At 64.0% G+C, this 15,016-nt stretch carries 15 protein-coding genes; 12 read left to right on the top strand and 3 right to left on the bottom strand.

Features of this window, described 5'->3' with window-relative positions; genetic code table 11:
* Positions 1–201: 201 nt before the first annotated feature.
* A complete protein-coding gene (locus tag AB0362_RS07220) occupies positions 202–840 on the bottom strand; it encodes a TetR/AcrR family transcriptional regulator (RefSeq protein ID WP_366235324.1) in 639 nt (212 codons plus the stop codon).
* Between the two features lie 118 nt (positions 841–958).
* On the opposite strand from AB0362_RS07220, the gene AB0362_RS07215 reads away from it, so the two are divergent.
* From AB0362_RS07215 to AB0362_RS07190, 6 genes are all read left to right on the top strand, one after another.
* The gene (locus tag AB0362_RS07215; protein WP_317809907.1) at positions 959–1,594 is read left to right on the top strand and encodes a VOC family protein; all 636 of its coding nucleotides are present in this window, start codon (positions 959–961) and stop codon (positions 1,592–1,594) included.
* A gap of 41 nt (positions 1,595–1,635) precedes the next feature.
* Complete coding sequence (locus AB0362_RS07210) at positions 1,636–2,562, top strand: fumarylacetoacetate hydrolase family protein (protein WP_366235323.1); 927 nt, start codon at positions 1,636–1,638, stop codon at positions 2,560–2,562.
* On the top strand, positions 2,559–4,352 hold the full coding sequence (locus AB0362_RS07205) for an FAD-dependent oxidoreductase (RefSeq protein WP_366235322.1): 1,794 nt from the start codon (positions 2,559–2,561) through the stop codon (positions 4,350–4,352). The genes AB0362_RS07210 and AB0362_RS07205 overlap by 4 nt, the downstream gene beginning before the upstream one ends.
* Positions 4,353–4,388: 36 nt before the next feature.
* Positions 4,389–5,297, top strand: a complete 909-nt coding sequence (locus tag AB0362_RS07200) for an alpha/beta hydrolase (protein ID WP_366235321.1) — start codon at positions 4,389–4,391, stop codon at positions 5,295–5,297.
* 44 nt (positions 5,298–5,341) lie between these two features.
* Positions 5,342–6,103, top strand: coding sequence for a lysophospholipid acyltransferase family protein (locus AB0362_RS07195; protein WP_366235320.1), 762 nt, complete (start codon positions 5,342–5,344; stop codon positions 6,101–6,103).
* A gap of 372 nt (positions 6,104–6,475) precedes the next feature.
* Complete coding sequence (locus AB0362_RS07190; protein WP_366235319.1) at positions 6,476–7,312, top strand: GAF and ANTAR domain-containing protein; 837 nt, start codon at positions 6,476–6,478, stop codon at positions 7,310–7,312.
* Positions 7,313–7,624: 312 nt separating this feature from the next.
* Here AB0362_RS07190 and AB0362_RS07185 read toward each other — a convergent pair whose 3' ends face one another.
* On the bottom strand, positions 7,625–8,293 hold the full coding sequence (locus AB0362_RS07185; protein WP_366235318.1) for a TetR/AcrR family transcriptional regulator: 669 nt from the start codon (positions 8,291–8,293) through the stop codon (positions 7,625–7,627).
* A gap of 154 nt (positions 8,294–8,447) precedes the next feature.
* Here AB0362_RS07185 and AB0362_RS07180 point away from each other — a divergent pair, with 154 nt between their 5' ends.
* Genes AB0362_RS07180 through AB0362_RS07165 form a run of 4 tightly spaced genes read left to right on the top strand, consistent with a single transcriptional unit; the run spans position 8,448 to position 11,375 of the window.
* Complete coding sequence (locus AB0362_RS07180) at positions 8,448–9,650, top strand: cytochrome P450 (protein ID WP_366235435.1); 1,203 nt, start codon at positions 8,448–8,450, stop codon at positions 9,648–9,650.
* Positions 9,647–9,844, top strand: coding sequence for a ferredoxin (locus AB0362_RS07175; RefSeq protein WP_366235317.1), 198 nt, complete (start codon positions 9,647–9,649; stop codon positions 9,842–9,844). Before AB0362_RS07180 ends, AB0362_RS07175 begins: the two co-directional genes overlap by 4 nt.
* A complete protein-coding gene (locus tag AB0362_RS07170; RefSeq protein WP_366235316.1) occupies positions 9,841–10,983 on the top strand; it encodes an FAD-dependent oxidoreductase in 1,143 nt (380 codons plus the stop codon). The genes AB0362_RS07175 and AB0362_RS07170 overlap by 4 nt, the downstream gene beginning before the upstream one ends.
* Before the next feature lie 11 nt (positions 10,984–10,994).
* On the top strand, positions 10,995–11,375 hold the full coding sequence (locus AB0362_RS07165) for a hypothetical protein (protein WP_366235315.1): 381 nt from the start codon (positions 10,995–10,997) through the stop codon (positions 11,373–11,375).
* Positions 11,376–11,393: 18 nt separating this feature from the next.
* On the opposite strand, the gene AB0362_RS07160 is transcribed toward AB0362_RS07165, so the two are convergent.
* Positions 11,394–12,698 (bottom strand): carboxylesterase family protein, encoded by a 1,305-nt coding sequence (locus AB0362_RS07160; RefSeq protein WP_366235314.1) that lies wholly within the window; start codon positions 12,696–12,698, stop codon positions 11,394–11,396.
* Positions 12,699–12,763: 65 nt separating this feature from the next.
* On the opposite strand from AB0362_RS07160, the gene AB0362_RS07155 reads away from it, so the two are divergent.
* Both AB0362_RS07155 and AB0362_RS07150 read left to right on the top strand, forming a co-directional pair.
* Positions 12,764–13,336: a TetR/AcrR family transcriptional regulator gene (locus tag AB0362_RS07155; protein WP_366235313.1), complete on the top strand. Its 573-nt coding sequence runs from the start codon at positions 12,764–12,766 to the stop codon at positions 13,334–13,336.
* Positions 13,337–13,416: 80 nt separating this feature from the next.
* Positions 13,417–15,000, top strand: a complete 1,584-nt coding sequence (locus AB0362_RS07150; RefSeq protein ID WP_366235312.1) for a GMC oxidoreductase — start codon at positions 13,417–13,419, stop codon at positions 14,998–15,000.
* The last annotated feature ends 16 nt before the right edge of the window (positions 15,001–15,016 follow it).

Here is a 15,016-nt window from a genome sequence, read left to right as displayed (position 1 = left end):
GAGGGCACGTGAAAGAGCGGACGACGCGGGACCGAGTGTGGTCCGAGGGTCCGGGCGGGCGTTCGGGTTTCGAATCGCCGGAAGTGCAACTGAGCTGCGATGGGGGACAGTGGACCAGGCGTCTACCCAGCTGCGCAAGTGTTGCCGCTCGAATGGTGCAGATTGCTCAATTCGAGTCCTGTGAGGGGCTCGACCTTGGTCCTACTGATCCCGATTACCCGTCTCCGGAGGCGCGTGCGTTGCCCCCACGACAGCCTCGAAGGTGTCGACGATCAATTCGACCACCGCATCGAGTTCGAGATCCGGGGTGTCGAAGTACGCGTCGGCAGTGCGATCGAGAAAGCCGGTCCACCCGGAGATGGCGGCACTCTGCAACGGAGACAGGGGTTCCGAGAGCTCGGCGAGAGCCGCGACCTGCTGAGCGCCCTCCGCGCGGGCCTTCCGGACGGCGTCTTCGACGACGGAATCGCCCAGTTCTCCCTCACGGATCACCCGGACGTAGAGGGCGCGGTGGCGTTCGAGGAACTCGATGTGCCGGCGCACGAAACCTTCCACGCGAGCCCGCACGGACTGTTCACCGGCCTCGGGTTCCTGAAATTCGGCCAGGTTCGCCAGGACGTCGGCCAGCGCTGCCGCGACGAGGCCCTGTTTGTCGGTGAAGTAGTAGAACAGCAGCCCGTGGGCCACTCCTGCGCGACGAGATATGGCCGCTGCGCTGATGTCGGCGCTGTTGCCCTCGGCCAGTAGCTCGATCGCGGCGTCGATCAGGGCTTGGCGACGGTCTTTGCGAGGGCGGGCACGGTGGGACCGCTCGGCTCCGGGAGGCGGGTTGGTCGACACCGATCCGACATTAGCGCACCACACGCAGGCTCTCCTGACCATCGTTCAACTTCTTGACTAGTAGTCAAAGTGGACGTAGCGTCGGCCACACACAGGTGACCCGAAGAAAGGTCGTTCGATGAGTACGACGCAGGATGCAGAGAGTCGGAAAGCGCCCAGGGTGGCGCCCGATCTCATCGCCCACTGGGTGGTCAAGTCCGCTCGCACCGAGGAGATGGTGCGGTGGTACGGAGCGGTGTTCGGTGCCGAGATCGTCTATCAGGACGAGGGAATCACGTTCCTGACCTGGGACGACGAGTCGCACCGGTTGGCGATCATCGCAGTGCCGAAGCCCGTCAGGTTCCTGTTCCCGTTCGCCAAGTTCAGGCGCAAGGCCTACGGAATCGACCACATCGCGCTGACGTTCCACTCCCTCGAGCGGCTGCTGGAGAACTACGTGCGACTCAAGCGAATGGACATCCTCCCCGTCTGGTCGATCAATCACGGGCCGACGATCTCGCTCTACTACGAGGATCCCGACGGGGTGCGGCTCGAGTTCCAGGTCGAGAACTTCGACGCCGAGAACACCGCGGCATTCTTCTTCACCGAGGAGTTCGCCAAGAACCCCATCGGCGTCAACATCGACCCCGATTACCTGCTCAGTCAGCTGCGCAACGGCGTGCCCCACGAGGAGCTTCGCCGACGCGAGGCCGGAACTCGGCCCGGGCGTCCGGTCGTCGCGAACAAGAAGACCATCACGCCGAAAACTCTGTGACACAACAAGCTGCTGATCCAACGAGGGGGAGGAAGAATCACATGTCTGTCAACGTAGTTCGAACAGTCGACGGTTGGTGGCGTCTCGACGGCGACCGTGCAGTCCGCATCGACACCGAGGCCGAGACCACCCGCGAACTTCTCGCCGACCGCGGTGCCATCACCGGTGCATCGGGCGCGGGTACGAGTGTCGACGAGCTCGAGCTCGTCTCTCCGATCACCACGCCGTGTCGGGTGGTGGCGCAACTGCTCAACTATCGATCCCACGCGATCGATGCCGGCTCCGATCCGAACACGTTGCAGCCGACGTTCTTTCGTAAGTCCTCGGCGTCGGTCTCCGGCCCGTTCGATCCCATTCGTCAGCCTGCCGAGGTAGCGCTGCTGGATTACGAGATCGAACTCGGAATCGTCGTCGGTGCCGAGATCCCGGTCGGTACGACGGTCACCGACGACAACCTTTCGGACTACGTGGCCGGTGTGGTCGTGGCCAACGACGTATCCGCTCGTGAGATCCAGCTGACGAAGGTCCAGGTCTACGAGAGCAAGTCGTATCCCACGTTCACCCCGCTCGGCCCGAGGTTGGTGTTGTTGGACAACGACGAGCTCCGTCGCATCCCCGAGTTGCACATGACGCTGGCCGTCAACGGCGAGACCCGCCAGGATCAGACGATCGGCAACGACCTCATCACTCCGCCGGCCGAGGCGCTCACCAGGTTGGCCCGTTTTCAGAACATGACCGCCGGTGACGTTCTCCTCACCGGAACTCCCATCGGGACAGCCATTTCCGCGCCACCGAGGATCGTGCAGAAGATCGGTGAGCTGATTCCACCGGCTCTGAAGTGGAAGTTCTTCTTCGCCCGGCAGGCGAAGAATCCGAAGTATCTCTCGGTGGACGACGTGATCACCGCCGGTATCAGGACCACCGATGGGACCATCGATCTGGGAACTCAGGAGACGGTGGTCCGATGACTGCGCCGATCGTCGTGGTCGGGGCGGGGCCGGCCGGCTGTACCGCCGCATTGCTGTTGGCGTCCAGAGGGATTCACAGCGTCGTGCTCGAGCGACGAGGAGCGCCGCTGTTTCATCCCGCCGCGCACGTCATCAACGCCCGCACTCTCGAGATCTGGAACGAGTACAGCCCGGAGCTGGCCCGCTCCATCGCTGCGATGTCGCCACCGCACGAGACGGTCAATCTGATCAGCTGGTACGGCGATCTCGCGGACGAGGCCATCGGTTCGATCGACCTGCTCTCGGACCCCGAGCGCAAGGCCATCGTCGAGAGCCAGAGCCCGTTCCTGGTATCGCACATTGGTCAGCATCTGCTGATGCCGGCCCTGTGGGATGCACTCGACGCCGAACCGTTGGTCGAGTTCAGGCGCGGATGCGCCGTCGAGTCCGTCGAATCCGACTCGTCCGGCGCTCGTGTTCGTGGGCGTTGCGCGAGTGGCATCACCGACATCGAGGCCCAATACGTGCTTGCGTGCGACGGCGCCAACAGTGCGACCCGAGATGGTACCGGGGTGGGGCTGACCGGGCCGGTGCTGGCAAACATGGGTAGCGCCTTCTTCACCTCGAAGACGCTCTTCCCCGACGATTCTCGGCCGCTGCTCAGTTGGATATACACGCCCGAGCTGTGCGGCGTGATGATTGCGCACGCCGACCATCGATACATTCTGATGACTGCCTACCTGCACCCCGAGCAGGAGATCGCCAAGGACAGTCGCGCGTTCTGGTTGCGCACGTTGCCGAAGGTGCTGGGCGATCACGAGTTCGATCTGGAATCGACCGGAACGTGGGTGATGACCTCGCAGACCGCCGATGCGTTCCGACAAGGTCGGTTGCTCCTGCTCGGCGATGCAGCGCACCGGTTTCCGCACACCGGCGGTTTCGGCCTGAACTCGGGTGTTCAGGACGCCCACAATCTGGCGTGGAAGCTCGACGCCGTTCTGTCGGGCGACGCCTCCGATTCACTGTTGGACACCTACGAGACGGAACGCCGCCCGGTGGTGGAGAAGTTCGCCGAGCAGAGTGTGGCGAACCATTTCCGGATGGACGACATCGGCAAGAGGGTGGGCATCACCAACAAGATGTTGGCGAAGGCGACACAGGTGATGGGCCGTCCGCCGCTGAACAAGATTCCAGGAAAGTTGATCGCGCCGCTGGCGGCCGGGGCGACACAGCGGCAGATGGCGCGCTCGCAGAAGGTGAACCCCGGCGCTCCCGGTTCGGCTCGGCTTCGCCGCGAGATCGCCGACGCGATTCCGGGTCAGGTGGAGCACTTCGTCTCGATCGGCCTGCAATTCGGCTATCTCTACGCCGGTCCGTTGATCGCACAGGATCCTTCGGCCAAGCCCGCCGAAGACGTGGTGGATTACCTGCCCACCACCTACCCTGGTGCCCGCCTCCCACACGCGGTCCTGTCGGTGAACGGCACCTCGGTGGACGCGCACGACACGCTGGATCGAAACAAGTTGACGCTGTTGACGTTTGCTGGTCACGAGTGGGATCCGGTGGTCTCCGAGCTCGACGCAGGCGGCCCCGGGGTGGTCATGGTGGCGGCCGACGCGCCGTCGGGCATCGATCGTGGCCGGTTGATCGACCTGTACGAGGTCGGTACGTCCGGGGCGATACTGGTGCGACCCGACGGACATGTTGTCTGGCGTACACCAGGTTCGGCGAGCGAGGCCGGAACGGCGCTGGCCGATTTCCTCGAGACACGGTGGCGCAGCGTGTACGACGTCGCACGGTCCCGGATCTGACTGCCTGCGCAGCGTCGCACGAGAGATAGAGAGACAATGCCCCATCCCGACCGTGTACGTTGGCAGGGAATCGACTGGCAGAGCGCGACACGAGATGTTCTCCTGGAGGACAAACGAATTCGCTTGGTCGATCTGAACTCGAGCGGCAGCGGCGAGGTCGTGATCTTCCTCCACGGGATCGCGGCGAGTTGGCGTTGGTTCGTCCAGATCTTGCCGGAGGTGGCGCGGACGCATCGTGCGATCGCAGTCGATCTTCCGGGCTTCGGCGACTCGCAATTCTCCCGTGCCGGTGTGAGTTTCGAGGGCATGGCGCGTGCGGTGGCGGCGGTGTGCGATGCGCTCGAGGTGCCGAGGGCGACGGTCGTCGGGCATTCGATGGGCTCCATCGTTGCTACCCGCCTGGCGATCGAACGGCCCGATCTGGTCGAGCGACTCGTCATCACCGGTGGGCCGATACTGTCGCTCACCGGCCTGGTGAGAAGCCCGGTGAAGACCTTTCGTAACCAACCACGTTCGGTGGCAACACTTCTGATGGAGCTGGCCACGATCGGCATGCCACTTCCTGCACGGCTTGCCCGCAGAGTTGCGCATTCGCCCACTGCGCTGTCGTTGGTGCTCGGGCCGTTCGTGGAGGCACCGCGACAGCTGGACCCGCAGGTGATGGAACAGGTCATGGCCAAACTGGGCGCGACCGGGTCGTTTCCTGCCCTGCTGTCGACCTTCGCGAGCGATCCCAGTGCCGATCTGCACCGCATCACGTGTCCGACGCGGATCATCAGGGGACCGGGAGACCCCCTGTCTCCGCTGTCCGACGTCGAGCGTTTCCTGAAGGCGGTTCCCTCTGCCTCGTCGGTCGATATCGAGGGAACAGGGCACTGGCCCCACATCGAGATGCCCGAACGATTCCTCGCGGAACTCGAGGCATTTCTGAACGACCGGACGTGATGGATCCCGATACGGATGCGGACGGCCCCCGATACAGTGCGCGCATGCACAAAGTACCTCGCGCGATTCGGGCCCTCGGCATCAATGCGGTGCGTCTGTACAACCGCCTCGAAGTGTCCGTGGCGCAACCGGTTCCCGACGAGCCCGTGCTGTTCGTGTGCAATCACGGGTTCGGCGGAGTGATCGATCTGAACGTCTTCGCGTTCTCTGCGGCGTACGACGATCTGAACCTGTCCAGGGAGATCATCGCGTTGACGCACCAGATCGCGTGGACTCTGCGTGCAGGGAAATTGCTCGAGCCGTTCGGCGCTCGGCCTGCCGCTCGACAGAACGCTCTCGATGCATTCGAGGAGGGACACAATGTCCTGGTCTTCCCAGGCGGGGACCTCGATGCACTGAAGTCGTGGCGGCAACGCAACGAGATCGTCTTCGCCGGACGCAGCGGCTACGCCCGTCTGGCAATGGAGGCTGGGGTGCCGATCGTTCCGGTGGTGACCGCGGGAGCGGGTGAGTCTCTCCTCGTCCTCAGTAGCGGAAAGCGCATTGCCAAAGCTCTTCGGCTGGACAAGACGGCGCTTCGGGTCAAGACTGTGCCGCTGTCGGTATCGATTCCCTGGGGTGTCAATGTCGGGGTTGTCGGCTTGCTTCCGTATCTCCCGCTACCGACGAAGCTGCAGACGTCGGTTCTCGCGCCCATGCGTCCCGAGCCCGACGAGTCCGCAGAGGACTTCGCGCATCGCGTTCACTCTGCGATGCAGGCAGAACTCGACGAATTGACGAAGGATCGGCTGCCGGTGATCGGCTGAGCCGTCATCCCGGTCCTTCCCATCCGCACGCTTCACACGAGGCATAGATGCGGCTGTTGGCCGGTCCCACGGGCGGCGAATCGATGACGTTCTCACCCAACGTGACGTGGTCACAGATGGGGCACACTCCCCGATAGTCGAGGTTGAAACTGTAGGTGAGCACTCGGACTCGATCCTGTAGGTCATGTCGACGTGAGCGACAGTAGACCCCGAGCCCCCAGCTCGTCGACAGCCGATGTCGTGACTGTCCGGACCGTACCTTTCGGTTTGACATCGGGCGTACCGTGAGGGAATTCGGTGAAGGTCATCACCGTCGACAGGCCTCGCGCACGTCAACAGGTGTAATGACTGCACCATCTGGGACTCGATCCAATGACCGACCGAAAATTCGAGAACTCGACGCCGAAAGAAGCCAGAGCGGAAGCTGATTTCGACAAAGAAATCCTCGCGGCTCTGTCGGCACCGACCCGTCCTCCCTCTGCAGAGGGCTATTTCGCTGAGGACACGTTCGAGGCACTCGACGTGTTCCGTGGAATTCTGCTCGAACACAGTCGATTCGAGGCGCTCCTCCAAGGGCTCTGTGAGCAGGTCGTCGCTGCAGTACCCGGAGCGGAGATGGCGGGAGTCACACTGTTGCATCATGATTCGGAGAATCCTGAAACCGCAGCGTGTTCGGACGCGCGTGTCGTGGACATCGACATCGACCAGTACAACGCCGACGAAGGCCCTTGTCTCGAGGCCGCTCGAACCAACCGCATCGTCTGTGTCCGCGTCGACGAGGCCGCGGCCCGATGGCCGACGTTCGCAGCCGCGGTTTCCGGCCTCGGGGTCAAGAGCTACTTGTCCGCGCCTCTTGCAGTCGACTCCGAACACGCCGGATCTCTGAACATATACAGCTTCGACGGCGATGGCTTCAGCGACATCGACGAAGTTCTGGTGAAAATGTTCGTCACGGCGGTAGAAGCCGCGGTATGGAATTCACGACACACGGAAGAAGCGAAACAGGAGACAGCCGGCCTGCGCGACGCGATGAGAACCCGCGCTACCATCGAGCAGGCCAAGGGCATCTTGATAGCGGTGCGAGGTGTTTCTCCCGATGCCGCGTTCGCCGCTCTGGCCGAACAATCGCAACGAGAGAACACCCGGGTGGCGGTCTTGGCGGCGCGCGTCGTGAACTCTGCTGTGGAGAGCACACGTGAGCATCGGTGATGCAACTCGAATGGACGACCGGCCGTAGGGTCGGGGTCACGCCGCTCATGCATCACACACCATGGTTCAGCGAAACCGAACCGACCTGGTGCATCCCAGGTCGAGAAGGTCGAGTCTCATGACCGACACACCTATTCACGACGAACTGCAGAACTTAATGAAGATGAGCACGCGCGGTGGCGATCGGACGGTTGAACCCGTTGCCGCATCGGTTCCCGCCGAGGTGCCTGTGCACGCCCCCGCGCGACATCACAGAGCCTGACGTTACGGCCACCGCGCGTGCGGGGCCCGTTCTTCTCGCGCTCGTACCGGTCAGGCGGGCGGTTGGGTTGTGGGGTCGATCGCTGCGTGTACTCCGCGCCTGTAAGACGTCGGAAGCTCGCGGCTGCACAAAGTTTCGGCCTCGTCGGCGGAGATCCCGAGTGCTCGCAGCACGCGCTGTGTCGTGCCGTCCACTGTTGTCGCTTCGTCACGCTCGGGTTGGGCGAGCAGCAGTCGCCCCATGGACAGCAGGGAGCCGGCCACGATCGCGAGTGCGACATCTGCGTCGTCCACATCGAATCGCCCTTGGTCTGCGGCCGATTCGATATCGCGGCGTGAACGCGGTGCCAGGCCACCGGCTGCTGCAAATGCCGCAGCCTCGGAGTTGAGCAGAACGCGACTCAGTTCCGGCTCGAGGCGGAACAGTCGTCCGGACAACCGGAAGGACTGCGTGAATTTCTCGACGGGGTCGTCCAGGCCGACAGTGAGCGAGTCGAGGAAGTCGCCTGCGGATTCGAGGGCCGCGTCGATGGCGGCCTGCCACAGCTCTTCTTTGCTCTCGAAGTAGTTGTAGAACGATCCATTGCTGACGTCGGCGGCCTGGGTTATTTCCAGAACGGGTGCGTTGGTTTTGCCGCTCGCCAGGAATCCTTGCGCGGCCCGAACGAGAGCGGCTCTGGTGCGGGCCTTGCGGCGCTCGACACGGTTGCCTTCGGTCACGGTGTGCTCCTGCTCTGGAAGGTGGTGACGGCAGCCTATCGCGATAAATATTGACGAATTCGTCAAAAAAGCTTGACGCGGCGAGGTGCGGTGAGTGACGATATCGTCAATGTCTGGCGGACCTCGCCGGATCCGTGGCCGCATCGAGGACTTGATGAGAACCGACGTGTCGATTCCCCAGTACCGCAGAAACATCTACTCCACCGACGCCATTCTCGATCCGTACCCGCACTACGCCAGGTTGCGGCAGCTGGGCTCGGTGGTGTGGCTACCGGGTCAGCAGGTGTTCGCGATCCCTCGGTATGCCGAGTGCAAGGAAGTACTGCTCGACGACGAGACCTTCATCTCGGGTGACGGCGTCGCGCTCAACCCCATCGCCAACCGGCTCGGCCGGGGCACGACCCTCAACAGCGATGGCGACGAGCATGCATCCAAGCGCGCGGTTCTGGCTCACCGTCTGACTCCGCGAGCAGTTCGAAAGATGACCACGGCAATCTCGGAGAAGGCGGAAAGCATCGTCGACGCCGCGTTGAGCAAACAGGACGTCGACGGAGTCGACGATCTCGCGACGGCGCTGCCCATGTCGATCGTCCCTGATCTCGTCGGCTGGCCTGAGGATGGCCGCGAGGACCTTCTACGTTGGGCCGGAGCAACTTTCGACTCACTGGGCCCCGTCAATCGGCATTCGGCCACCGCGGTCAAGGCCGCCATCGAGATGCTGAGTTTCTCGAAGCGGGTGGTGCGTGAGCGGTCGGTCCTGCCCGGAAGTATGGGCGAGGACGTGCTGATCGCCGCCGACGAGAATCGACTCGAGAAATCGGCGTGCCCGGCACTGATGATCGACTACCTCGGACCGTCACTCGATACCACCATCGGAGCAATCTCCGGCGCACTGGACCTGTTCGCTCGACATCCCGAGCAGTGGCAGGCGTTACGGCAAAACCCGGACCTGATCCCCAACGCCGTCAACGAGGTGGTCCGGTACGAGTCACCCATCCGAGCATTTTCTCGACGGGCTGTGCGCGATGCCGATATCGGCGAATCGAGAATTCCAGCAGGAGCCCGTGTGCTGGTGATCTACGCGTCGGCGAATCGAGACGAGCGGGAATGGGGCAACCCCGACGCCTTCGACATCACCCGCGATGCGGCCCGCCAGCTCGGCTTCGGCTCGGGTACGCACGGCTGCGCCGGCCAAGGATTGGCGCGCCTCGAAGCGCAGGCCATGCTCCGGGTGCTCGCGCGCCGGGTCGAACGAATCGTCCCCTCGGGAACACCGAAGAGGGCCGTCAACAACGTCATTCACCGATACGAACAACTGCCGCTGAAACTGGTGGCTGCAGAGAGGACATCGCAATGAGAATCGACGTCGACTGGGATCGGTGCGAAGGGCATGGCATCTGTGCCGATCAAGCTCCCAAGGTTTTCAGCCTGGACGACGAGGGCGAGCTCCACTACGCCTTCGACGGCGGCGACATACCCGACGGTCTTGCCTCCACGGCACGTTCGGCGATCGGAGCGTGTCCGGTGGCAGCTCTCCGAGAGAGCAAGTGAGCGCCACCGACCGTCGCATCGTCATCGTCGGAGACTCCATCGCCGGGTGTACCGCCGCCCGTGAGCTCCGCGCCCGCGGGCACCGGGGTTCGATCGTCATGATCGGTGCCGACGCCGACGGCTGCTACGCGAGACCGCCGTTGTCGAAGCATGTGCTCAAAGGTGAAGCAGCCGAGGCCGAGACGTGGGACATCTCGGATCTCGACGTCACGGCGATCGTCGATCCGGCGGTGTCGTTGGACGCCACACGACGAACGGTCACCACGACGGCCGGAATCGACGTTCCCTACGACGCTCTGATCGTGGCCACGGGAGCGTCCGCCCGGCGCATCGCCGGTCCGGATCAGTCGGGTGAGACGGTGCTGCGGACCTTCGCGGACGTCCGTGCCCTGCGTCCGGCACTGGACAATGCCGCGACCGCGATCGTGGTGGGTGCAGGATTCCTCGGCATGGAGGTCGCCAGTGCCTGCGCTGCACGCGGGATAGCGGTGACCGTCGTCGATGTGGATCCACCGTTGCAACGGCTCCTGGGTTCCTTCCTGTCCGACGCGATAGTCGCGCGAGCCGAGGCTGCCTCGGTCGAGTTCGTGCGGGCGGACGCCCCCGTCGCGTTGGTGGGTGACCCCGTCACGGGTATCGAGTTCGCAGATCGAACGCTGACTGCCGATCTTGTTGTCACCTGCGCCGGTGACGAGCCGCAGACGGGTTGGTTGGACGGTACCGGTATCGCGGATCGGATCGGGGTCGGGATCGACTACCGTTGCGCTACAGACATTCCCGGCATCTACGCGGCCGGGGATGTCGCGTACTCGCGCACAGCGTCCCGTCGAGCACCGTTCTGGTCCAATGCCGTTGCGCAGGGCAAAGTTGCCGCAGCCTCCGCGCTCGGCATCGAACCGACCTGCGCACCCACCGACGACTACTTCTGGACCGAAATCCTGGGGTTGTCCATTAAAGTCGTCGGTCCTCTACCCCTGCAGGGAGATCCGACCGTTCTGGAAGGATCCGTCGACGACGGGTCTGCCCTGTTGCAGTGGAGCCATGAGGACGGCCGCACCACCATCGTCGCATTCGGCATCAAGAAGCCCGCCGGTCTGCTCCGGCGGTTGGCTCGCAAGAACACTCTCTCCACTACCTGAGGAACGCATTCATGACTACTGGCTCCACACTTGTACGACGCCTGCCCGAAATCGTCGGATTGGGCCGTGCCGCAATCGGAATCGCCCACATGATCGCGCCCACTCGCGCCAACGAACTTCTCGCCGGGCCCGACGCAGCAGTGGCGACCACGCGAGCTGCCGCCCGCACCTTCGGAATTCGCGAGATCTACATCGGAGGCGGGCTGTTTGCGGCCACCATGTATGCACCGAAGTTGGTGCGCCCCTTGCTGCGCGCCGGGGTGGCCGTCGATGTCTGGGATGCCGGTGCGTTCGCCCTGACGGCGTATCTGCCGCAGCGGACGCGGGTGGCCGGGTGCGCCATTGCCGGAGGGTTCGCTATTGCCGGTGTCCTTGCCGACACTCAGCTCTGACGACGGGGGGAGGGGCTGTCAGAACACCAGTGAGCGCGCAGGCAGCCCCGCCACTCCTTCTCTGGCGAAGGCTGCCCATGTTCGACGGACTCTGGCGGCCAACGCCGACGGCGGTGTGTTGCCCGCCAACATGGGCGCATCCGACCATGCTTCACCGAACAGCAGCGGCAGTTCGATGCAGTGGCACGCCCCCAGAGGAGCACCTTTCGGTGCCCAGTCGACTCGATACGATGCGACCTGACCACCGGCGCGGTGCCACATCTTCACCATCGAATCCACGCCGAACAGCAGGTTGGTGACGAGACGGACGACCGGAGCGGTGAGCGTCGAACTGACAATTCCGAACCTGTTGAGCCACAGCATGCTTGTCACGATGTCCACGAACGGGGCAGCATCGTCTCTGGTGTGGCCGATCAGCAGTTCGACGCGAGTGGCAGTGGCGCGTAGGGCGGCGTCGGGGTCACCGGAGAGGGGCTCGAGGTGCGCAACCGGCCCGAACGGCATTCCGCCCGCGGCACCGAACCTGCGCACAGCCTGTGTCACGGCCCGCTCGGCATCCAGAACATCCGACGCAGGTGCGGTGGCCGGGTCCGTGGAGAACCGAGCTGCGAAAGCCTTTCGCGCTGTGGCGTACAGAGCAGAACGGCCCGATCGCAATCCGAGTGGTGCGCTCTGCACGATGGCTCTGGTGAACAGCCCTGCAGCCGCCTCACACGCCATCAGGGAGAGAATGGCATCGCCGCCCGCGGACTGACCGAACAGGGTCACGTTGGTGGGGTCACCGCCGAATCGAGCGATGTTGGTCGACACCCAGTGCAGTGCGGCAATCTGATCCTGAACGCCGATGTTGCTGTCCCCCGTGTCTTTAGGGGTCAGGTAGCCGAAACCGCCGAGCCGAAAGGTGACGCTGACGACCACCACGCCCTCCCGGACGAGGTGGTCTGCGTCGTACTTCTCCGCCTCCCCACCGCCGGAGACATAGCCGCCACCGTGCAGCCACACCATGACCGGAAGTCCCTCGGCCGCAACAGGAGCGGTCACCGACAGCACGAGACAGTCCTCGCTCTGGTCGAGTGTGTCGATTATCGGACCGGTGACGTTGTCGAGTCGGGACGGGATTTGAATGCAGGCCGGGCCACGGCGGGTGGCGTCCCGCGTCGTCCCCGGGGTGTTCACCGGTTGTGGCTTCCGAAAGCGCGTGGCGGTGGCGTAGGGAATTCCCCGTGCGTGGATCAACCCGTCGGCCTCGATCACGTCGAGATCTCCACTGGTCGTACCGGTGATCGTTCGCCGCGTCGATCCGGCCGTCATGTCGTCGTTCAAATCCAGAACCCCCCTGTGTCGAACAGTGTGAGCATATCGTTCGCCCGTGGCGTCATACTCGGACCATGCGGTCCAAGCAGAAGATTCTCGACGCCACACTCGGGTTGATCGCCGAGTCCGGCTTCGAGGGCGTCACGATCGCGGCAGTGGCTCGGGCAGCCGGTGTCACCCGTCAGACGGTGTACTCGATTGTCACCACCCGCGAGGACATGATCTCCGAGGCCATGATCGGACTCGTCGTCGATGTCATGGGTGGGATACGGGACAAGGCCGATCGGGCCGAGACTCCGACGCAGTTCATCGTCGAGACGATCGTCGCCGCACGCCATCTCATTCGGCGCGAACCGGTTCTGAATTCGTTGCTGCGCTCGGGCAACGCGAACCCGCTCTTCGACGCGGACATGATGGAGCGTGCGCTACCGGTGGTTCGTCAGTTCCTGGACGGATACGTCGAGCGCAATCCCGGATTCGATTCCGCGCAGTTCGACGGTATCGATGGAGTCCTCGTTCGGGTGGCGCTGTCGGTCATCCTGTTCGACGACCCCTCCATTCACGAGGACGACGGTTTGCGTCGCTACCTCGAGCGGTGGTTGATTCCCGTTCTGCCGTTTGCTCAGCCTGGAAAACTTGACACCTGAGGACACATCTGTCTAGTTTTGCACGGCGCGCACGTGTGGCCCGAGTCTCGGTGCGTGCTGTCCACAACCCTGGGGGGAACGTGTCGAATCTGAACCGTCGGTCATTTCTGGGCGCTACTGCAGTTGCCGGCCTGGCCGCAGTCGCGGGTACCGGGGTGGCCCGGGCAGGGGTCAGAACTCGCATTCCGCTCACCCGGGAAGACCATCGGGTGGTCGTGATCGGGTCAGGATTCGGCGGTGGCGTCGCAGCGTTGCGGTTGGCCGAGGCCGGCATTCCCGTGCTGGTGCTCGAGCGCGGAAGACGTTGGCCCACAGGGCCGAATGCAAACACCTTCCCCAATGCGACCGCGCCGGACAAGAGGATGCTGTGGTACGGCTCCAGCCCCAATCTGTTCGGTAGGCCCGTTCCGTTCGATCCGTACGTCGGACTGCTCGAGGCCGTTCCCGGTGACAACATGACCGCGCTGTGCGCCGCCGGTGTGGGCGGCGGGTCCCTGATCTATCAGGGAATGAGCTTGCAGCCGTCGCAGGCCGTGTTCGAGACGCACTTTCCGGTCGAGCTCGACTGGAAGAGGTTGAACGAAGTCCACTACCCCCGCGTCGCGCGAATGCTGCAGCTCGCGCAGGCCCCCGATGAGTTGATCGACACTCCCAATTACCAAGCGGCGCGGGTGTTTGCGGACAGTGCGCGGCGGGCGGGACTGCCGGTGTCGAAGATTCCGATGCCGATCGACTGGAACTACGCGCTCGACGAGACGCGTGGGGTGATGACGCCGTCGTACACCAACGGTGCCGGTGCCTTCGGAGTGAACAACGGCGGCAAGCATTCTGTCGACGTCACCTATATCGCGGCCGCCGAGGCGACCGGCCTGGCCACCGTGGCGACGCAGCACAACGTCACGCATGTCGAGCGCGCCGCCGACGGTCGCTGGACCGTCCACGTGGACCGAATCGATTCCGACGGAACGGTGTTGGAGAACAAGATCCTCACCACCGGTGCGCTGATCATGGCGGCGGGAAGCCTGAACACCACCAAAATGCTCGTTCGCGCGAGCGCCACCGGGGCCGTTCCCGATCTGCCGGACGAGCTGGGGCAGGGCTGGGGCACCAACGCCGATCGCATCTACGTGTGGTCCAGCGTCGAGCAGAATTTCGGTACGCCGCAGGGTGGTCCGGTGGTGTTCGGCAGCTTGAACTGGGACGACCCGCGCACTGCCCACACCGTCATCCAGGCATCGATACCGCCACTGTCCTTCGATGCCCGCAGCACCATGCTCGTCGGATACGGAGTCAGCGACGGGCGTGGCCACTTCGGCTACGACGCCGCGCGAGACCAGGCCCAGCTGCACTGGCCGGCCAACGGCGACTCCGTCATTCAGGACGGATCCATCGACCCGACGGTTCGCCGCATCGCCGGCACCGGCAGCATTCTCACCGACACCAATGCGCTGTTCCCGTCCACCTGGCATCCGTTGGGCGGGGCCAACATCGGCCCGGTGTGCGACCTCGACGGCCGCGTACACGGCCAACGCGGACTGTACGTGCTCGACGGTGCGCTGATGCCCGGCAACACCGCGGCCTGTAACCCGTCCATGACCATCGCCGCGCTCGCCGAACGAGCACTGGACAACATCGTGGCCCGCGACCTCGGCACAGTCATCTGACACGGAAGAAAGAGAC

The sequence above is a fragment of the Rhodococcus sp. NPDC079359 genome (assembly GCF_040702585.1).
Lineage (GTDB): Bacteria > Actinomycetota > Actinomycetes > Mycobacteriales > Mycobacteriaceae > Rhodococcoides.
This window is presented reverse-complemented; position numbering and strand designations above follow the sequence as displayed.

Bases quoted from the DNA above. Each gene is read 5' to 3' on its own strand.
- AB0362_RS07195 (WP_366235320.1), top strand. From the start codon at position 5,342: ATGCACAAAGTACCTCGCGCGATTCGGGCCCTCGGCATCAATGCGGTG.
- AB0362_RS07200 (WP_366235321.1), top strand. From the start codon at position 4,389: ATGCCCCATCCCGACCGTGTACGTTGGCAGGGAATCGACTGGCAGAGC.
- AB0362_RS07155 (WP_366235313.1), top strand. From the start codon at position 12,764: ATGCGGTCCAAGCAGAAGATTCTCGACGCCACACTCGGGTTGATCGCC.
- AB0362_RS07190 (WP_366235319.1), top strand. From the start codon at position 6,476: ATGACCGACCGAAAATTCGAGAACTCGACGCCGAAAGAAGCCAGAGCG.
- AB0362_RS07205 (WP_366235322.1), top strand. From the start codon at position 2,559: ATGACTGCGCCGATCGTCGTGGTCGGGGCGGGGCCGGCCGGCTGTACC.
- AB0362_RS07210 (WP_366235323.1), top strand. From the start codon at position 1,636: ATGTCTGTCAACGTAGTTCGAACAGTCGACGGTTGGTGGCGTCTCGAC.
- AB0362_RS07165 (WP_366235315.1), top strand. From the start codon at position 10,995: ATGACTACTGGCTCCACACTTGTACGACGCCTGCCCGAAATCGTCGGA.
- AB0362_RS07180 (WP_366235435.1), top strand. From the start codon at position 8,448: ATGAGAACCGACGTGTCGATTCCCCAGTACCGCAGAAACATCTACTCC.
- AB0362_RS07215 (WP_317809907.1), top strand. From the start codon at position 959: ATGAGTACGACGCAGGATGCAGAGAGTCGGAAAGCGCCCAGGGTGGCG.
- AB0362_RS07175 (WP_366235317.1), top strand. From the start codon at position 9,647: ATGAGAATCGACGTCGACTGGGATCGGTGCGAAGGGCATGGCATCTGT.